The 18,543-nt window shown below is 66.7% G+C and carries 14 protein-coding genes and 1 pseudogene; 7 read left to right on the top strand and 8 right to left on the bottom strand.

Features of this window, described 5'->3' with window-relative positions; all coding sequences use genetic code 11:
* Positions 1-17: 17 nt before the first annotated feature.
* The 3 genes and pseudogenes from AB5J62_RS05560 to AB5J62_RS05570 form a co-directional block, all read right to left on the bottom strand.
* A complete protein-coding gene (locus AB5J62_RS05560; protein WP_370947023.1) occupies positions 18-1,154 on the bottom strand; it encodes a purine phosphorylase in 1,137 nt (378 codons plus the stop codon).
* Positions 1,151-1,882, bottom strand: a complete 732-nt coding sequence (locus tag AB5J62_RS05565; RefSeq protein ID WP_370947024.1) for an NUDIX domain-containing protein — start codon at positions 1,880-1,882, stop codon at positions 1,151-1,153. The genes AB5J62_RS05560 and AB5J62_RS05565 overlap by 4 nt, the downstream gene beginning before the upstream one ends.
* 405 nt (positions 1,883-2,287) lie before the next feature.
* Positions 2,288-3,094: pseudogene (locus tag AB5J62_RS05570) on the bottom strand (IS3 family transposase); the annotation flags it as partial.
* Between the two features lie 161 nt (positions 3,095-3,255).
* Here AB5J62_RS05570 and AB5J62_RS05575 point away from each other — a divergent pair.
* Entirely contained in the window at positions 3,256-4,488 is a 1,233-nt protein-coding gene (locus AB5J62_RS05575; RefSeq protein ID WP_370950191.1) for an IS256 family transposase, read from the top strand.
* Between the two features lie 97 nt (positions 4,489-4,585).
* On the opposite strand, the gene AB5J62_RS05580 is transcribed toward AB5J62_RS05575, so the two are convergent.
* Together AB5J62_RS05580 and AB5J62_RS05585 are read right to left on the bottom strand one after the other, a co-directional pair.
* The gene (locus tag AB5J62_RS05580; protein WP_370947025.1) at positions 4,586-4,894 is read right to left on the bottom strand and encodes a transposase; all 309 of its coding nucleotides are present in this window, start codon (positions 4,892-4,894) and stop codon (positions 4,586-4,588) included.
* 233 nt (positions 4,895-5,127) lie between these two features.
* On the bottom strand, positions 5,128-6,156 hold the full coding sequence (locus AB5J62_RS05585; RefSeq protein ID WP_370947026.1) for a hypothetical protein: 1,029 nt from the start codon (positions 6,154-6,156) through the stop codon (positions 5,128-5,130).
* Between the two features lie 569 nt (positions 6,157-6,725).
* Here AB5J62_RS05585 and AB5J62_RS05590 point away from each other — a divergent pair.
* The 5 genes from AB5J62_RS05590 (at position 6,726) to AB5J62_RS05610 (ending at position 15,255) form a co-directional block, all read left to right on the top strand.
* Positions 6,726-6,962 (top strand): hypothetical protein, encoded by a 237-nt coding sequence (locus tag AB5J62_RS05590; RefSeq protein WP_370947027.1) that lies wholly within the window; start codon positions 6,726-6,728, stop codon positions 6,960-6,962.
* 110 nt (positions 6,963-7,072) lie between these two features.
* Positions 7,073-8,800 carry a fatty acyl-AMP ligase gene (locus AB5J62_RS05595; RefSeq protein WP_370947028.1) on the top strand — a complete coding sequence of 576 codons (1,728 nt, stop codon included), beginning with the start codon at positions 7,073-7,075 and terminating at the stop codon, positions 8,798-8,800.
* Positions 8,793-11,912, top strand: coding sequence for an HAD-IIIC family phosphatase (locus AB5J62_RS05600; protein WP_370947029.1), 3,120 nt, complete (start codon positions 8,793-8,795; stop codon positions 11,910-11,912). Before AB5J62_RS05595 ends, AB5J62_RS05600 begins: the two co-directional genes overlap by 8 nt.
* Positions 11,909-14,173 (top strand): thioester reductase domain-containing protein, encoded by a 2,265-nt coding sequence (locus AB5J62_RS05605; protein ID WP_370947030.1) that lies wholly within the window; start codon positions 11,909-11,911, stop codon positions 14,171-14,173. The genes AB5J62_RS05600 and AB5J62_RS05605 overlap by 4 nt, the downstream gene beginning before the upstream one ends.
* Positions 14,170-15,255 (top strand): alpha/beta hydrolase, encoded by a 1,086-nt coding sequence (locus AB5J62_RS05610; protein WP_370947031.1) that lies wholly within the window; start codon positions 14,170-14,172, stop codon positions 15,253-15,255. Before AB5J62_RS05605 ends, AB5J62_RS05610 begins: the two co-directional genes overlap by 4 nt.
* A 9-nt stretch (positions 15,256-15,264) precedes the next feature.
* Here AB5J62_RS05610 and AB5J62_RS05615 read toward each other — a convergent pair whose 3' ends face one another.
* From AB5J62_RS05615 to AB5J62_RS05625, 3 genes are all read right to left on the bottom strand, one after another.
* Positions 15,265-15,999, bottom strand: a complete 735-nt coding sequence (locus tag AB5J62_RS05615; protein WP_370947032.1) for an SDR family oxidoreductase — start codon at positions 15,997-15,999, stop codon at positions 15,265-15,267.
* 64 nt (positions 16,000-16,063) lie between these two features.
* A complete protein-coding gene (locus AB5J62_RS05620; protein WP_370947033.1) occupies positions 16,064-16,876 on the bottom strand; it encodes a helix-turn-helix domain-containing protein in 813 nt (270 codons plus the stop codon).
* 52 nt (positions 16,877-16,928) lie between these two features.
* The gene (locus AB5J62_RS05625) at positions 16,929-17,510 is read right to left on the bottom strand and encodes a TetR/AcrR family transcriptional regulator (RefSeq protein WP_370947034.1); all 582 of its coding nucleotides are present in this window, start codon (positions 17,508-17,510) and stop codon (positions 16,929-16,931) included.
* Positions 17,511-17,596: 86 nt separating this feature from the next.
* Between AB5J62_RS05625 and AB5J62_RS05630 the strand changes: the two genes are divergently transcribed.
* Positions 17,597-18,541 (top strand): NAD-dependent epimerase/dehydratase family protein, encoded by a 945-nt coding sequence (locus AB5J62_RS05630; RefSeq protein WP_370947035.1) that lies wholly within the window; start codon positions 17,597-17,599, stop codon positions 18,539-18,541.
* Positions 18,542-18,543: the final 2 nt, after the last annotated feature.

Here is an 18,543-nt window from a genome sequence, read left to right on the forward strand (position 1 = left end):
GGGGCTTGTCGGTGGCGTCATGAGATGCCTTTCGCGGCGGCGACGAGCGCGGCGACCTTCGCGGCTAGCCCAGTGAGTTCCGCGACCAGTCCGCTGAACTGCTTGAGGGCCAGCACGAATTTCTTCTTGCCCTCCGGTGAGGTGGACGCGAGGGCTTTCCCCGCGGTGTCGAGGTGGCTGCGTGCGATCTCGTACGTTTCGTCGTCGAGTTGCCCGCGTGCGTGTTCTGCCTCGAAGTCCTTGCGCAGCAATGAGAGTTCCGCGGTGAGGTCAGGGCGGGGGTCGGGCTGGCTGGAGACATTCTGGAGGACTGTGCTGTTGCTGATACTGCCTGCCACCATGCCGATTGTGCCACCGGTGCTGTGGACGCTGACGTACTCGCGAGGGGGAGTAGCTCTGGTGTTCATGGCGCCACGCTTCCCTTCCTTGATCAGTTCAGTGGCGAGATATGTAGCGAACTCCGCTGCGTTGGCTGCGGCTCGTGGTTGCCAGCTCTGGTCCGCTTCAGAGGTCTTCGAGCCGTCCGCTGCGTCGCTGATGCCGCGCACTATGACTACGGGAGCACCGTTGAGGTGCCCCGCTTGCGCGACACCGGCACCTTCCATCTCCACGGCCAGCGCGTCGTTATAGTGTTCGCGGATCCACTGTGCTTCACTGGAAGTGCGAGAGTTCTGCACGATTTCGCCCGCGGCGATGGGGCCGAAACGCACTTCCGTGCCGTCATGCGCGGTGTCCTTCCAATGCCCTGTACGTGCGATGTGCTGGGCGAGCTGGCTGATCTCATGTGCGAGTTCCCAGCTTCTGGGTCTGGACTTGAGTCCGTTGTCCTCGCTGGTGCCGCCGTGGTAGCCGTAGACGTGTGTAGCGACCACGACGTCGCCGAGCGGCGTGTCCCACAACGCTCCAGCGACACCGACGAACATGAGCGCGGCCGGCGAGAAGTGCGTGATCGCTCTTTCAGCCATGACTGCGGCTGGTTGATTTCCCTTGCCTGCCAGACCGACCGCGACGTGGCAGGTCGTTCCGCGAACGGTGCCGATCTCGAAGCGGGTGCCGCGATCGTGCACGTGTTGTTCCACGTTGTCGAGTCGGTTCAGGACGGCTTTGTACTCCTCGTTGAAGGCTGTGAGGATCACCACCAGGTCGTCGTTCATCCGTTTCCTTCATTTGCGGTGGCCGGGCTGGGGCGTACCAGAGGCGGGTAGAGCGTGGTCCGGCTCCCGGCCTTGAACAGCCGGGCTGGTCGGCCTTTGCCAGTGCGTCGTTCGGCGCCTACGGGCACGATGAAGTCATCTACGGCCTGGACCTTCCGGTAGAAGTTCCGCAGGTCGAGCGCCACACCCCAGACGGCTTCATAGACCTGTTGCAACTCATTGATCGTGAAGGTCTCTTCGCAGAATGCTGTTGCGATGGCGGTGTGTTCGAGCTTGGCACGCGCTCGTTCGAGACCCTCGCGGAGGATGGTTTCGTGGTCGAAGGCCAGCTTGATGCTTCCTCCTAGAACATCGGGAACCGGCACCCATCTCGCGTGAGCGGCGTCGGTGCCCGCGCGTGGCTCCGGCAGCCCCGGTGCGATGGCCAGGTACGCCACTGAGACGACCCGTCCCCTTGGATCGCGATCCGGCTCGCCGTAGGCGCCTAGCTGTTCGAGGTGGAGCTGGCTTGCGTTGAGGTTCGCTTCTTCCATCAGTTCGCGGTGGGCCGCATCGAGGACGGCCTCCCGCTCGTCCTCGAGGAAACCTCCTGGCAGCGCCCAGTTGCCCTGGAACGGTTCGATGCCCCGTTCTATGAGCAGCGCATGGAGCGTCGAGTCGATCAGGGTGAAGATCACCAGGTCGACGGCCAACAGTACCGGCGGAGGAGTCCAGTCGTCGTCGGGCATGTTCCCAACCTTATATATTGTCAATTAGACAGTAAAGGTGAACTTCAGCCTTGCTCTGTGACTGAGAGTGGTTGCTTGGCCGCGAGCGTCGTCCAGCGCCGGGAGCATGAAGGTCCGGTCGTCGAGGAGATCGACGTTTGGTCTCGTCGACGAAGGTCGAATGGGCGGTGATGCCGGCGCGTATGTGCCCGTATGTGTTCGCAAAATAGTTGACCTTGTTGGGGTGAGCGTGGACGATCGCAGGTTGCTTGGCAGGCGTCCGGTCTGCCGTATCCGTTTCTCGTAGTCGCGTCGGCAACGGCTAGGCGGCTCCGACGTGTTGGGATGGGGGAATGAACGAAGTGAGACCGCGGCGGCCGCGGTCGGGACTGCCCCGAGTTTGGTTGTCACCGGGGGTGTGGTGTTTCAGGCCGCTGTTGCGGCGGTGTAGATGGTCTCAAACTCGACCGGGGTGAGTTTGCCGAGTGTTCGTTGTCGGCGTTTGCGGTGGTACTTCGTCTCGATCCAGGTGACGATCGCCAGGCGTAATTCTTCTCGGTTGGTCCAGCGTCGGGTGTCGAGAACGTTCCTCTGTAGCAACGAAAAGAACGATTCCATGGCAGCGTTGTCGCCACACGCGCCAACCCGGCCCATGGACCCGATCAGCTCGTTGTTGCGCAGCAGACGCCGGTACTTCTTCGACCGGAATTGGCTGCCTCGATCCGAATGCACGATCACCCTGGCCGGGTCGCGCAGTGTGATCGCGTTGCGCAACGCCGCGACCGCGAGTGAGGACTTCATGCGGGACTCGATCGAGTAGCCAACGATCTCGTTGGAGTAGCAGTCCTTGATCGCGCACAGATACAGCTTGCCCTGGTCGGTGGGGTGCTCGGTGAAGTCGGTCAGCCACTTCACATCTGGTGCGTCGGCGGTGAAATCCCGACGCACCAGATCGTCGTGCACCGGTGGCCCAGCCTTGCGGGACCGTCCTTTCTTCCTGGCGTGTAAGGAAAAGATCTGTTGCATCGAGCAGATCCGCCAGACCCGGTTCTCCGAGGCGATGAAGCCACGCTGGGCCAGTTCGTCGGCGATGAACCGGTAACCATCGCCCGGGTCGGCGGCGTGGATGTCGAGCGCGGTGTTGATCAGATGGGCATCGTCCCAGTCCCGCTGCGAGACCGGATTGGAGAGCCATTGGTAGTAGGCCTGCAGGGAGATTCCCAGCACCCTGCACGCCCGCCGCGACCGGCACCCGCACGGGCGCAGGGCGTGTCACGCCAACTGTGTAGGTCGGGGGTGTACCAAGATCGACCGGCCTGGTGGGCGGTCGGAAGGGACACCGAGTGACGCAGAACACATCGCCTCGTCGCAGTGACGAGGCGGCGGCGCGGCAGCTGGCGGAGACGTTCTCGCCGGAGACGATCGACGCGCTGCTGAAGGACGCCAAAGCGGCCGGAACGCCGATCGACGGCGTCAACGGCTTGCTGAATCAAATGACCAAAGCGGTCCTCGAGCGGGCGCTGCAGGCCGAGATGACCGACCATTTAGGCTATGACGTAAGCGACCCCTCCGGTCGCGGTTCCGGCAATTCCCGAAATGGGAAGTCGACCAAGACGGTGTCGACGATGAACGGTCCGGTCGATATCGAGGTTCCGCGTGACCGGAACGGGTCTTTTGAACCCGCGATCGTGCCGAAGCGATCTCGTCGGATCGGCAACATCGACGACATGATCCTGTCACTGTACTCCCGGGGCATGACCACCCGCGACATCGAAGCGCATTTGCTGGAAGTTTATGGCGTGAATGCCTCCCGGGAATTGATATCGAACGTGACCGATGTCGTGGTCGACGAGATCAAAGCGTGGCAATCACGTCCGCTCGACGAGGTGTATCCGATCCTGTATGTGGATGGAATCCGGATCCGCGTCAAAGACAACGGCGTGGTGACCACCAAAGTCGCCTACCTGGCCATCGGTGTCGACGTGGACGGCCGCAAGCACGCTCTCGGCTGCTGGATCCAGGACACCGAGGCCGCGAAGTTCTGGCAGAAGGTCGTCACCGACCTGCGCAACCGTGGCGTCAAAGACATCCTCATCGCCTGCTGCGACGGCCTGACCGGTCTTCCCGACGCGATCAAAGTGATCTTTCCTGACACGGGCGTGCAGACCTGCGTGGTCCACGTCATCCGCAACGCCTCGAAATTCGTGTCCTACAACGACCGCAAAAAGATCGCCACATCGATGCGCGAGATCTACTGCGCCCCCACCGTCGAAGGCGCCGAACTCGCCCTGGCCGAATTCGACAAGAAATGGGGGCAACAATATCCAGGAGCCATCGACGTGTGGCATAACGCCTGGAATGACCTCATCCCGTTCCTTGACTACCCGCCGGAACTCCGCAAAATCGTCTACACCACCAATGCTATCGAATCCATCAACTTCCAACTCCGCAAAATCACCAAGAACCGCGGACACTTCCCCGACAAAGACGCAGCCATGAAACTTCTCTACCTCGGACTCCGCAACATCTCCAGTCAACGCGGCGGAACATCCGGAACGGGAACACACGGCTGGAAAGTTGCACTCAACACGCTAGCCCGCCTCTTCCCAGGAAGGCTGCCTTTCTGATAATCTGAAAAACGTAAGTAATCACCTCTGACTTACACAGAAATCGTGACAGGCTCGGGGGCGCCGGCTGCGGCCAGGTCACGGACGAGCGGGAACGCTATTTTCTCGGCAGGTTGCCCTGCGCGAGATACGCGGCCGCTTTGCGCAGAACCTCGTTCTCCTGCTCCAGCAGCCGGTTGCGTTTGCGCAGTTCCCGCAGCTCAACCGACTCATCCTGCGTCATACCGGGTCGTTTGCCGTCCTCGACATCAGCGGCGCGCATCCAGTTCGCCAGACATGTCTCGGAGATCCCGAAGTCATTCGCGACCTGCTTCAACGGCACCTGACGCTGCCGGGCGACCGCCACGACATCATCACGAAACTCACGCGGATAAGGCTTAGGCACGACTGACATGCTTTCAAGCAAGGCCGAAGCCTCACAGATCAGGTGTCAACCAAACCCTGGGCAGTCCCGTGGTCCGGGCGGCGGTGGCGGCGTTCTGTGTGTCTGTGTTGTTGGGCGTGAGGTGATGAGGATGGTCCTTCCGCCGCTTCGGCGAGTTCGGGTAGTGCTTCGAGCGTATTACCGTCTGCCATCGTTGAAGGAGCGTGATCGCGTTCTTCTTCCATAATGACTTGCCAAACGTCGATCTTCCTTGGTCAAGCAAGTCCGAGCTCTACGCGATGACGCCAGGTCAGAGCCAGGCACGCCTTGGCTGCGCCGCGCGTGTTCGCGCTATCGATATAGCTGCTGATGTTGGCTTTGTCGAACGCGATGCCATGACCTCGAGGTCCGACGATGATCGTGCCTTCTCTGCCTGCGGTCACCATTTCGGCGAAGATAGAGTCAAACACGGTGCTGTCGATGACGCAGACGAGAAGTAGCTCCGGTTTCCATGTGAGAACATCGAGGCCGATTCCAAGGACGTATGGCCGGAGGTCACCGGATTCGCGAGCACGGCTCAGTTCGCTATAGGGCCAATCGTTGTCATAGTCCAAAGGGCGACCGCCGCGCCCGTATGCCTCTTCGATGTCGAGGAACTCTTCGGCGTACTCACGCATCACCGTGTGCCATACATCGAAGTCCGCGCTCATCGAGTCCAGACCGATGTCGGCGGGAGCGAACTCCCCAGCGGGGATGGCGTGAACGACACCTGGCCCGACGGACAGGTTCTTCGCATCGCGCTTGTGCATATAGAATCCCGCGTGACTGTTGTCGAGTCGTATCGTCAGCGTGACCGTTCCAAGGCCGGTCGCACGGCGAGTCAGATCGAAGGGATCTCTCAACCAGCGTCGATAGCGACCGTCGACAGAATTGTGGCCTGCAAGAGAGCGGGAGGCAGCTTCGTATGCAAGAACTTCAGTAGTGTCGAGGTGCTCGAAATAGCTGCCCTCCGTGAACTTCAAGCGAAGACTGCCTGCCATGCTCTCGATTGCGGTGGGTCGGTACAAGTTGCCATCGTAGAGCTGTGAACGGTTCGTAAGCTGAACCAACGCGCCACTGTAGCTGGGGTACCTCTCGGTGCCGGTTCGCCATGGCAGCAGTCTGCTCGCACGCGAATGGGCCTCGCTGGACTGATCGTCTGGTAGTGGTTTGTCCGCCCATTCCAGTTGGACGTTCTCTACCGGAACCGGTTGGGGAAGAATCCATCCCTCCTGCGTGAGCATCGGAACATCGGCGTCGTGCATCCACTCTGCTCGCCCAGTCGACAAAGCTGCTCTGTGCAGACGGGCCTGCTCACCATGGACATGCTCCGACACCCGAAGGAAGTGCCCGGATGAGCGTTCGCTCCGGTGCTTTCTCCAGTTGGCCCAGGTCACTGGCAGTCCTACGAGCGCGATGGTCACAGTCACCAAGGTCGCTACCAAGGGAAGACTCATACTTTCGACACTCCTCGTCACGCCGACCGACCAAGGTTGCACTGTCCGTGAATCGTTCGGCACCTGGCAATGTGTAGGAGCTGTTGTCGGCACGTCACGGCTGAGTGCACAGTCGTGACGCCCGCGGCGAATGTTACGCGGCTACCGGGCTTGTGCTGGATGGCTTCCGGCCGCCGCGTGTATCCGGGGTCGCCTGCGCGCCGGTCGGCGGCGACGTCGAGATCGGTCCCTATGCTTCGGTCGGTAGCGGTGCGGTCGTCCTGCGCGATGTCGCTCGGCATACCTTGGTGCTGGGCGACCCGGCTCGGGTGTGCGGCTGGGTCTGCCGCTGTGCGGCGACCCTGACCGGCGGGCTGCGATGCCCGCGGTGCGACCGGATGTACGAGCTCGTCGCCGACCTGCTGATCGAAACTGTGTTCGGCGCGGCTGTTCCGAAAATGACGCATGAACTGCTTGCCGAATTCGACGGTGGGCATTGCCGAATGTGCGCCCGCTCGGCTGCTTCCGCGGGGCGCTGCGGCTGTGGGGATTTTGACGGTGTTGTCCGGGGTGACGCGGTGGCGAAGATGTGGATTCACTGGCGTTCGGGCTCGGGGATGGCGCCCGGCCGGTGAGAGGGGTGCTGCGTCCATACCGGGCGTGAAAGGTACTGGGACTGGGTGGTCCTGTCTTTCTTGGCACAGGGGTATGAAGGGGTAAGAAGCTGACCGGAAATCCTGGCTTGGTGTCCGAACGTTCCCTTGTCGAGTCGTTCGCCGACCTGTACGAACGGGACCCGTTCCGTGAGTTGTTCGTGTTCGTCGGTGAGGACGGAAACGACGCCGAGAAGGTGAACACCCGAGAGCTCGCGGGGAGGGCGGAGCAGGTCCGCGAGCTGCTCGAGCGTGAGCGGATCGGGCCTGGTGACCGCGTTGTGCTGGTGCACCTGCCCTCGCTCGACTTCATCGCCGCGTTCCTGGGCTCGCTGGCGGTGGGCGCGATCCCGGTGCCGGTCTCACCGCCGAACCCGTTCCGGCTCGAGCACGATCTCAGGCTGCTGTCGGCGATCGTGGACAACAGTGGCGCGCGGGCGATGCTGACCCATAGGCCTTACCTCGAAATGGTCAAGGTGGGAAACGACGCTCGATGGCCCGCGGTCCCGTGGCTCTGTCCTGATGAGACAGTGGGGGAATCCGCGTGCGCGCCGGAGCTCTGGCACGTTCCCGCCGAACTGGATGATCCCGCGTTCCTGCAGTACACCTCGGGCACTACCGGGGCGCCCAAGGGTGTGGTGGTCACCCACCGCAACCTGCACCACGAGCTGGAGGCGTTGCGCCTGGACCTGGGGCTGAACCCCGATTCCGTCGGGGTGTGCTGGGTTCCGCACTTCCACGACCTGGGGCTGATCAGTTTCATTCTGAGCGTGCTGCTCGGCAACGTCCACACCTACCTGATCTCGCCCTTGAGCTTCCTGAAAAGGCCCGCGATCTGGTTCGACGTCGTGTCGAGGACGCGGGGGACGCATGTGTCCGCGCCGAACTTCGCCTACGACCTGATGGTGCGCAAGACGACGCCGGAGCAGCGGGCGGGCTGGGACCTGAGTTCGCTTCGCGTGCTCGGGTCGGGTGGGGAGATCGCGCGACCGGACACCATGGAGAGGTTCTTCGCGGAGTATCAGGGCACCGGTGTTCGTGAAGACGCTTTTCGGCCTGGGTACGGACTGGCCGAGCACACGCTCATCGTCAGTATGGGGACCAGCGGGAGGCTGGCGCTCGATCGCGCCGAGCTCGAACGCGGACGGGTGGTCCCCGTCGATGGGGAACCGGATTCGCGGGCGGCGGTGTTCTACGGCAGTGGATGGGTCACCAAGCCGTCGGCCGAGGTGCGGATCGTCGATCCCGACACACTCATGCCCTGCGCTCGCGATCGGGTCGGCGAGATCTGGATCGACTCGCTGACCAAGGCACGGGGGTACTGGGGCCTCGAGTCGCAGAGCGAGGCCACGTTCGAGGCCCGCACCGCCGACGGCGGCCCAGGCCGGTACCTCAGGACAGGCGACATCGGTTTCCTGCGCCACGGCGAGCTTTTCGTGACGGGCAGGCTGAAGGATCTCATCATCCTGTATGGGCACAACTACGCGCCCGAGGACATCGAGAGCAGTGTGCGCGCGAGCCACCGAAGCGTCCGCAAGGGCGGTGTGGCGGCGTTCTCGATTCCGCCGGCGGACGATGGGTCCACAGTGGAGCGCCTGATCGTGTTCGCCGAGTGCGCCGTCGCCGACCCCGCCGACGAGCTGGTCCAGGAGATCGGCAGGGCGGTCCGGCGGCAGGTGCACGCGGACCATGGGCTGGTGTGCGATGACGTGGTGGTGGCGACCGACCTGGTGCTCAAGACCAGCAGTGGCAAGCTCCGCCGCGGCGCCTGCCGGGAACGCTACCTACGCGAGAAAGTGGCCGGTGTGAGCAATGTCTGATCTCCGCGAGCCGGTGCTGGAGCGGCTCAGTGCCGGGATCGGTGATCTGATGGGCTTGGCGCCCGGTTCGCTCGACGTCCGGGTGCCGTTGTCCGCAGTGGGCATGGACTCCGTCATGGCCATGCGGACCCAGGAATGGGCGGACACCGCCTTCGGGCGGGCGCTGCCGGTCGCGTTGCTGCTGGGTGGCGCCAGTGTCAACGACCTGGCGGACCACCTGATGAGCCAGCCTGCCGCGGGAGGAGCCGTGGCGGCACGACGGGACGACGCGCTCCGGTATCCGGTCACCAGGGATGTGACGCGGCTGCTGCGGGCCGAACAGCGGGGCACCCCGAGCGTCACGCATCACCTCGGCTTCGCCGCCCGGCTGAGCACTGCCACCACCCGTGACCGGCTGGCCGGTGTGCTCGCCGGGATCGCGGGCCGGCACGCGGCGTTGCGCACGGCGATCGTGCCGGACGGGGAGCACGGTCACCTCTTCGAGATCACGCGTGCCCAGGACCTGCCGCTCTTGCGGTGGTCGATCGTCGACGACGACGTGGACGTCGAGCGGCGGCTGCGCGCGCTCATGGAAGAACCGTTCGACCTCGCGTCGGCCCCGCTGTGGCGGTTCGAGCTGCTGGAAGCCCCCTCCGGGCGGCAGGTGCTCATCTACGGCGCGCACCACGCCGTGTCCGACGCCTCGTCACTGGTCCGGGTCGCGGCCGAGATCGGCGCCGCGGTCTCCGGTGACGACGCCCCCGCCGTCGTGTCCGATCAGGACATCGAAGATCTGCTGCGGGCACAGCCCGCCGACCCGGCGACCGCGTCCGAATGGGGCGAACTGTTCACCGGGTGCCGCAGGCTCGATCTGACGTTGACGCGGCCACGGCCGTCGAAACGGACCTTCCGCACCGCGACGCGGATCGTGACCGTCCCGCAAGACCTGGCGGAACGGGTCGCGGCACAGGCCGCCGGTCTCGGCATCACCCCGGCCACGGTCTGGCTGGGCGCCCTGCAGGTGTTCCTGGCCCGGCTGCGGGACCGGGACCGGTTCGCGCTCGCTGTCCCGGTGGACACCCGCATGCGTGCCGGCGCCGCCGAGGCGCTCGGGTTCTTCGGCGTGCCGCTCCCTTTCCCCGCGCGGGTGACCGCTGGCGAGTCCGTTCTCGAGGTGCTTCGCCGCACCGAGACCCGGCTGGTACGGCTGCTGGACGAAGGCACCTCGTTCCTCGATGCCATACCGGTGCTGATCGGGGAAAAGCTGCACCGGGAGAACGCGCCGCTCGTCGAGGTGTACTTCAACTATCTCGCGTCGGCACCGGGTGGGGTGCGGGGACTGGAAATCCTGCCCGTCGGCACCGGATACTCCGATGTGGACCTGATGGTCACGGTCCTGCCGGCGCTGGGTCAGGTGCGCTGGGACCACAGCCTCGACATCATCGGCGAACAGGATTGCGCCCGGCTGGCCGACGACTTCCTCGCCTTGCTGGCGGAGGTGGCCGAGGACCCGTCGATACCGGCTCGGCGGCCGAAGGGCTCGGTGGCCGTCGCCGCCACCTTCGCGCTGGGCAACCTGCCCGCGCTGCTGTCGAACACTCTCGGCGAAGCCGGGCTCGACCTCGCCGAGGCGCCCTATCACCAGGTGCTGGCCGGCCTGCTCGACCCGGCCGGTGTGTTCGCCGAACCCTCGGCCGCGGCGGGGGTGGTGCTGCTGCGCGCGGGTGACTTCGGCCGGTTCGGCGCGGTCACCGAACAGTCGCTGACCGACCTCGGCGTGCGGTATGCCGACGCAGTGCGGTCGCTGGCCGACCGGACCGGGATGCCGCTGATCGTCGGGTTCCCGCCGGACCGCGCCGCGGACGACGGCACCCGCCGGTGGGAGCGGGATTTGGCCGCACAGCTGCGCGGGCATCCCGGGATCGCGGTGCTGGAAGGTGACGACTGGACTCGCGGGCTCTCGGTCGCGGAGCCCTTTGACGAACGCGCCGAAGCTCTCGCGCACATGCCGTTTCACGTCGAGTTCGAAGCGGTGATCGCGATCACCGTCACCGACGTCCTCACGAGCATCCGCCGTCCACCCCCGAAGGTGATCGTGGTCGACGGCGACGAGACGTTGTGGGGTGGTGTCGCGGGCGAAGCGGGCCCGGACGCGGTCAAGCTGACCGGCGCGCGTGCGCTGCTGGCCCGCGCGCTGCTGGCGTGGCGCTCGGCGGGTGTGCTGCTGGCGCTGGTGTCGAACAACGACGAGGCCACGGTGCGCGCCGTGCTCGACCGGCCGGACAGTGTGCTGGGAGCCGGGCACTTCACCGTGATCGCGGCGGGCTGGGAACCGAAACCGGTGCGGGTCGAGGCGGTGGCCGATGAACTGAAGCTCGGCCTGGATTCGTTCCTGTTCCTCGATGACAACCCGGTGGAGATCGCCGCCATGCGGTCGGCGCTTCCCCAGGTGCTGTCGGTGACCTGCCCGCCTGCCGGGGAACTCGGCCCTTTCCTCCGGAGGCTGTGGCCGATCGTGCCGCGCCCGGCCACGGCCGAGGACGCGGCGCGTGCCGACTTCTACCGCCAGGAGGGCGTCCGCGCGCGTGCGCGGGAGCGGACGACGTACGCCGAGTTCCTCGACCAGCTCGGGCTCGAACTCGATGTCCGGCCGTTGACCCCGGCGTCGGCCGCGCGGTCGGTGCAGCTCGTCCGCCGGACGACCCAGTTCACCCTGCGGTCCGAGACGCTCGACGAATCGGCGTTGGCGCAACGGAAGCGAGACGGCGAGGTGTGGACCGCGTCCGCCCGCGACCGGTTCGGGGACTACGGCCAGATCGGGCTGGTGGTGGTGCGCAAGGACAACACGACGCTCGAAGTGCTCACCTGGGCGTTGAGCTGTCGCGTGCTCGGCCGCGGTGTCGAGGAGCAGCTGCTCGACTGGCTCGCCGATCGCGCCGGCGCGCTCCGGTGTACCGCGGTGCGCCTGGTCGCTGACCGCACACCTCGCAACATCCCGGCGCGGCGCCTCGTCTCCGCGCTGGGCGGAGGGCCGGTCGATCAGGAGCGGCTGGAGGCGATCGTCGCCCCGGCCCAGCTGCGGCGGTTCCGGCACTGGGACCCCGAAACGCACAGCGGGGAAGGTGTTCGATGACCGCGCCCGACCGCCGGTACGAAGCCGAGCTGCTCGAAAGCGGTGGCGACCTGCCCGCGCGGGTGGCCGGGCTGCTGGCCGCGCTCCGGCCATCGACGGCGGCCGTGCCCGCCGGCGCCGAACCGGCACACCCCCGAGCCCACTGGACCGTGCGGGACCTGACCTCGGCCATCGTCGCCGAAGCGGGCAAAGTGCTGCCAGGCAAGGCGATCAGCGCCGACGTGGACCTGTTCGACGCGGGCGCGTCCTCGGTCGACGCGGTCGAACTGGTCGCGGCGCTCGACCGTGAGCTGGGCGTGCGGTTCGAGCTGGACGAGGTCTTCGCCGACGCCCGGCCCGGCAGGCTCGCCGGGCGGTGGCTGGCCGCCGCCGAACCGGCGGGCTCGGATCTGGAGCTGATCGCGGCCGACCTGTCACTGGCCGACGATCTGCCCTGGTGCGACTCGCCGCCACCACGCGTTCCCGGCGTCATCCTGCTGACCGGCGCCACCGGGTTCCTCGGCGGTCACCTGCTGCTCGAACTGCTGAGGCGGGGTGACGCGCAGGTGGTGTGCCTCGTGCGCGGCGCCGATGACGAGGACGCGGCCCGCAGGCTCGGCGACGCGCTGGCCGGTTGGGACCTGCCGTGGTCGGGCGAGGTCCGCCGCCGGGTGCGGGTGATCGCCGGCGACATCCGGCGGCCACGGCTCGGGCTGCCGGCCCACGAGTGGGACCGGCTGGCACGGGAGCTGGACTCGGTGGTCAACGTCGCCGCCGCGGTGGACTTCCTGCGCGGCTACCCGTCCCTGCGTCTGTCCAATGTGGTCGCCGTGCGCACGCTCGCCGAGCTCGCGATGACGGGCAGGCCGAAACCACTGCACCATGTCTCCTCACTCGCGGTGTTCAACGAGATCGGCATCGCCTCGATGGGCGAGGACGATCCACTCGCCCACCTCACCCGGCTCGTGACCGGGTACGACAAGTCGAAGTGGGCCGCGGAGGCCCTGCTGCGGCGTGCCCGCGAACGCGGGCTGTCCGCGACCGTGCTGCGGCCGGGCGGCATCGGCGGGCACACCGGGACCGGCGCGTACAACGCCCGCGACCTCAGCTCCGGCTTCATGGCGGCGTTTTCCCGGCATGGCGCGATTCCGGCCTTCCGGTATCTCAACGTCGCGCCGGTGGACTGGGTCAGCGCGATGGCGGCGGCGATCGTGTACGAGCCGTCGGGGTGGGGGCACGACTACCACCTTTCCGGTCGTCCGAACTCGATGGCGGATCTGATCCGCGACCGGGAGCTCGGCGGCGCCAACGTGGTGGTGATGGAGTGGGACGACTGGCGGGCGGACTTCCTGGCGCGCGCCGAAGCCGACCCCATGCCCCAGCTGGAGTTCCTGGCCAGGGTGCTGCGCAGCCCGACCGCGGTGAAGCTCTGCGAAGCCAACCTGACGGGCCCCGCCGCGACGGGCACCCGGGCCGAGGCGTTCGCCGCGCGGCACGATCTCCCCGCACCTGTCCGTTATGACGCCAAGAGCGGCCTGAAGACCTACGAGCGGATGATCCGTGACGGCCTGATCACGCCGCCCGGCCCGGACGATCCGCCGCACCTGTGGTTCCCCGAGACGATGAAGGGCAAGCTCGGCCCGGCAGGCGAGCAGGCCAGGACCCCGTGCTCGCTGCGGTTGACCTTGTCGATCGCGAGCATGTACCAGGTGCTGCGCGAGGGAAAACGAACACTCGACGTGCGGCAGGGGCGCTTGAAGTGCGCCGAACTGCACGAGCGGCCATTGACCGTGGAGTCCGGGGAGGTATGGATCCGCCCGGAGGCTGGCATCCCGCTGCGGCACGGCTTCGAGCACCCGTTGTTGCGGTACCAGCTGACCCTGCGTGACGCCGATGGGCGGCTCTGGTGGCTGGAAGGCTGGAAAACCGCCCGCGCCCGGCGCGATCTGTGGAAGCAATCAAGGACGCTCGCCGTCGAAATCGGCAGACAGGGGGAGCCCGCGAGTTTCGCCGGTGTGCTGAAGGTGCCGTCGAAAAGCTATCTGCGAGAGCAGGTCGAGGGCATCGGGGTCGATCCACGACTGTCCATTCAGGAGCAACGCACGGCCAAACTGGCGTGGCTCGGGTGGTTCCTGCCGGAAATGGGCAAGGGCCTCGCCGAACCAGGACTGCGCCTGCTGGCGGATCTGCTGGACCTTCGCCGGGACGCCATCGACCGGCAGGCCGACGCCGATCGCGCGCAGGACCGCGAAACGATCAGGAAAAGGGGGCGATCCCGATGACTTCGCCGACCCCGGTGGTGCCGTTGACCGCGGCCAGGTTCGGCGGCGCCGTCATCGAACCGGTCCCGTTCACCACCTCCGACGGCGTGGAGCTGGGCCTCTGCCGGATCGGCGGGCACAGCGGCGGCCCCGCCGTGCTGCTCATCCACGGGCTCACCGTGTCCAGCGAGATGTTCGCCCTGTCCGAGACCCGCAACCTGGTGGACAGCCTGCTCGACGCGGGCTACGAGCCGTGGCTGCTGGATTGGCGGGGTAGCCGCGCGTTGCCGTACAACGAAGGGCGCGTGCGCTACACGTTCGACGACGTCGCGCTGTACGACATCCCGGAGGCCGTGTCGTACGTCCGCGGGCGGATCGGCGACCGGAAGCTGTTCGTGGTGTCCCACTGTGTCGGCGCGATGTCGCTGGGGATGTCCATGGCGGCCGGTCTCGTCCCCGGGCTGGCCGGCGTCGTGGCGCACTCGGTGTTCCTGACCCCCAAACTGGAGCCGAAAGCGCGATTGAGAGTGCACCTCGGCTGTGAACTGCTGCGGTCGCGGTTCACCCGGATACCCGTGGACATCAGGCAAGCGGGGCTGCGATCGAGGTACACGCCGATCTTCGCGCTGGCCTCCCTGCGCGCGGATTGCCCGGACCCGACCTGCCAGATGCTGCACAATTCCGCGTGGGGGACCGGCGCCTCGCTGTTCGAGCACGAGAAGCTCGCCAAACGCACGCACGATCGGCTGGCCGAATTGTTCGGGCCCATGCCGACCTGGACCCTGCCGCATCTGCGGCGTAGCGAACTCGCGCACGCGGTGGTGCGCTGGAACACCCGCGATCACCGCTACGACCGCCTTCCCGAGAACGCGCTGGACAGCGCGGACCGCATCGACACGCCGATACTGCTGCTTTCGGGAAGTGAGAACAAACTCTGGCGGGATTCCAATCGGCTGTGCCATGAGATCCTCGCCAGACGCCAGCCGCGATTGGATGTTCGATATACGGAGATTCCCGGCTATGGACATATGGACGCGTTCCTGGGACGCGGTGCGGCACTCGACGTGTTCGGGCGGATCATCGATTTTCTCGACGAGCACTGACCGAATGGGTCAGCGTTGGCGGGCCGGGCGGATGATCAGCTCGTTGACGTCGACTTCGGGTGGCTGGGCGAGAGCGAAGGCGATGGCGTCGGCGATCGCGCCGGGCGGGATGGAGTCGGCGCGGTAGGTGCGCATGGCCTCGCGCGCGCCTGGCTCGGTGATCGTCGACGCGAGCTCGGACTCGACGACGCCGGGGCTGACCGTGGTGACGCGGATGCTCGGATCGGCCTCCTGGCGCAGGCCCTCGGTGATCGCCCAGGCCGCGTACTTCGTGCCGCTGTAGACCGCGGAGGTGGGGACGACCTGGTGTGCGCCGATGGACGCGACGGTGACGAAGTGCCCGGCGCCCTGCCCGCGGAAGATCGGGAGTGCGGCGGCGATGCCGTTGAGCAGGCCGCGGATGTTGACGTCGATCATCCGGTCCCACTCGTCGACCAGCAGGGAATCCAAGCGGGACAGGGGCATTACGCCCGCGTTGTTGACCAGCACGTCCACGCGGCCGTGCTCGCGCTGGGCGCGGGTGGCGAACTCGGTGACACTCGCGCGGTCGGTGACGTCGAGGCGGCGGATGTCGATGGCGCCGCCGCTCGCGCGGACCTTGGCCGCGAGCTCGGCCAGGCGGTCTTCGCGGCGGGCTCCGGCGACGACCTGGTGGCCTTCGGCGGCGAGGCGGAGTGCGGTGGCCTCGCCGATGCCGCTGCTCGCTCCGGTCACCAGAATGACTTTGCGGGTGGTGATGCTCATTTGTGCTCCTTAAACAATGGGGTGTTTTGGGCATGGCTTCGCCCCGGTGGGAATTGGCGGGTTTTTATGCGGAGGTCAGGCTGCCGAGCAGTGCCAGTGCCTCTTCGGATCGGCTTCCCGGATCGGCTTGATACACCACGAGTTGCTGGCCCGGCGCGCTGTTCACGGTCAGGGATTCGTAGTGCAGAACGAGATCGCCGACCAGCCGGTGGTGAAAACGTTTCGTCTCCGTGGTCTTCTGCCGGATGTCGTGGCGTGCCCAGAGTTTGCGGAATTCCGGGCTTTTCACCGACAGCTCGCCGACGGTCCGGATCACCAGGGGGTCGTCGGGGTCGAGCCCCGCCGCCGCGCGCAGGCCACCGACCGTGTTGAGCGCGACGCGTTCCCAGTCGGGGTAGAACTCGCGCGCGCTCGGGTCGAGGAACACCAGCCGGACCAGATCGTCGCTGTGGGGGTGGCCGCTGAACAGCGCCCGGCCGAGCTGGTTGCCCGCCAGCACGGTCAAGCAGCGGCCGAGCACCACCGCCGGGGTACGCGGCCAGGCGTCCATCAGCTGCACCAGGTGGCGGCTCACGCGTTCCCGCTGCTCGGTCCGCTTTCGGCGGGGCGCCGAAGGGTGGGCCAGGTCGTGCAGGTAGGTGATCGCGTCGTCGTCCAGCCGCAGCGCTCGCGCCAGCGCGTCCACTACCTGGGCTGACGGGTTTTTCTCACGTCCCTGTTCCAGCCGCACGTAATAGTCGGTGCTGACTCCGGCCAGCAGCGCGACCTCTTCGCGTCGTAAGCCCGGCACCCGCCGTCGTGGCCCGGCCTCGAGGCCCAGTTCCTCCGGGTCCACCAGTTCGCGGCGGGCCCGGAGGAACTGTCCGATGAGGTTCATGGACCCAGGCTAAGACCGTGGCCGGGGGAGTGGGGCGCTCAAGGTGGCTGCCTCACACCCACCCTTCACGCGCGGTGAGGGTGAGGAAGACCTGCTCGACTTCGTCCAGTGGCTGGACGCTGCGATGGGCGCGGGAGAGCACTACCGCGCCTTCGACGCCGGCGAGCAGTGCCATGGCGAGGCCGGGGGACGGGGTCGTGTCGTCGTGGGAAAGGAGGGTGGCCAGGGGGTCTTGCAGGCTGGAGAGCGCGGTCGCGACCGCGGTGCGCACCTGCGGGTGGTTCACGACGTCGTCGACGACCATCGCCACGAGTGGGCAGCCCAGTGCGTAGTCGGTTCGCAGGAGTTCGTCGCGCCAGAAGCCGACGAGGAGGCGGACGACATCGCTGGGCGAGGGGCGGGGTTGGGTTTGGGCCGCTTCCCGCAGCAGGCCGGCCGTTCGGGACATGTTGTGGTCGATGACGGCGAGTACGAGTTCCTCTTTGCCGCCGGGGAAGTGATGGCCGAGTGCGCCGCGGGCGGTGCCGGCCGCCTCGACGATGTCGCGCAGGCCGGTTCCGGTGACGCCGCGGGCGCGGAACAGGTGCTCGGCCGCGGCGACGGTGCGGTCGCGGCTGTCGGTGCGCTTGCCCATGTTCGCCCTTTCGGGACTGGTGGGAGGACGAGTGTCATACTATCTTCGATCCTACTAGGACAGTTGTCCGAGTAGATGGAGGGGCGATGCACGTCGTGGTGGGAGCCACCGGGGGCGCGGGGGCCGCGGTGGTCGAGGAGCTGGTGGCCCGTGGTGAGAAGGTGCTCGCGGTCAGCCGGGGAGGCGGCGCTGTCGCGGGAGCCGAGGGGGTTGCCGCGGATGCGAGTGATCAGGCGCGGATGCGGGAGGTCTGCGCCGGGGCGAGTGTGGTGTACAACTGCGTGAATCCGCCGTTCGGGCAGTGGATGCGGGTGTTTCCCGAGGTCGTCCGTGCGCTGAGCGCGGCCGCGGGTGCGGCGGGCGCGGTGCTGGCGTTCGCGGATGACACTTGGATGTACGGCCGGGTGGACGGGCCGATGCGGGAGGACACGGCGGTTCGGCCGGTGACCGACTTCGGGGTGTTCCGGGCGTGGCTGGCCGAGCTGACGATGGCCGGGCACCATCGCGGCGAGGTGCGGGTCGTGATCGCGCGTGGTGGCGAGCTTTACGGGCCGCGGGTCGAATCCGTGCTGGGGCAGAACCTGTTCGGGCGGGTGGTGGCCGGGCGGCGGCCGGTGTGGCTCGGTGATCCTGAGCTGCCGATCACTCCTACCTTCATCGGGGATTTCGCCCGTGCGTTGGTCACGGTCGCCGCGGATCCCGCGGCGCATGGCGAAATTTGGCATGTGCCGAACGATGTTCCGACGACGGGGCGTGAGTTCATGGGCGTGCTCGGGGCGCAGGTGGGCAAGGCGGCGAAACCGGTGACGATTTCGTCGAGCAGGGTGTGGCCGCTCAAAGCGGTTTCCGCTGTGGTGCGGCAGGGTGCGTCGCTGCTGTATCAGTTCGAGCAGCCGTTCGTCGTGGACTCGGGGAAGTTCCGTTCGCGATATGACTTCGAACCGACGCGCTACGACGATGGCATCGCGCGGACGATTGCTTGGTATCGCGCCAATCCGCACCTTGTCCGGGCCGGTCTGGTCCCTCGCTGAGG

Origin of the sequence: Amycolatopsis sp. cg5 (assembly GCF_041346955.1) — a bacterium.
Lineage (GTDB): Bacteria > Actinomycetota > Actinomycetes > Mycobacteriales > Pseudonocardiaceae > Amycolatopsis.

Excerpts from the sequence above, each read along its gene's own strand:
- AB5J62_RS05560 (WP_370947023.1), bottom strand. The coding sequence starts at position 1,154 with ATGAACGACGACCTGGTGGTGATCCTCACAGCCTTCAACGAGGAGTAC.
- AB5J62_RS05565 (WP_370947024.1), bottom strand. The coding sequence starts at position 1,882 with ATGCCCGACGACGACTGGACTCCTCCGCCGGTACTGTTGGCCGTCGAC.
- AB5J62_RS05585 (WP_370947026.1), bottom strand. The coding sequence starts at position 6,156 with ATGCACGACGCCGATGTTCCGATGCTCACGCAGGAGGGATGGATTCTT.
- AB5J62_RS05590 (WP_370947027.1), top strand. The coding sequence starts at position 6,726 with ATGTACGAGCTCGTCGCCGACCTGCTGATCGAAACTGTGTTCGGCGCG.
- AB5J62_RS05600 (WP_370947029.1), top strand. The coding sequence starts at position 8,793 with ATGTCTGATCTCCGCGAGCCGGTGCTGGAGCGGCTCAGTGCCGGGATC.
- AB5J62_RS05605 (WP_370947030.1), top strand. The coding sequence starts at position 11,909 with ATGACCGCGCCCGACCGCCGGTACGAAGCCGAGCTGCTCGAAAGCGGT.
- AB5J62_RS05610 (WP_370947031.1), top strand. The coding sequence starts at position 14,170 with ATGACTTCGCCGACCCCGGTGGTGCCGTTGACCGCGGCCAGGTTCGGC.
- AB5J62_RS05615 (WP_370947032.1), bottom strand. The coding sequence starts at position 15,999 with ATGAGCATCACCACCCGCAAAGTCATTCTGGTGACCGGAGCGAGCAGC.
- AB5J62_RS05620 (WP_370947033.1), bottom strand. The coding sequence starts at position 16,876 with ATGAACCTCATCGGACAGTTCCTCCGGGCCCGCCGCGAACTGGTGGAC.
- AB5J62_RS05625 (WP_370947034.1), bottom strand. The coding sequence starts at position 17,510 with ATGGGCAAGCGCACCGACAGCCGCGACCGCACCGTCGCCGCGGCCGAG.
- AB5J62_RS05630 (WP_370947035.1), top strand. The coding sequence starts at position 17,597 with ATGCACGTCGTGGTGGGAGCCACCGGGGGCGCGGGGGCCGCGGTGGTC.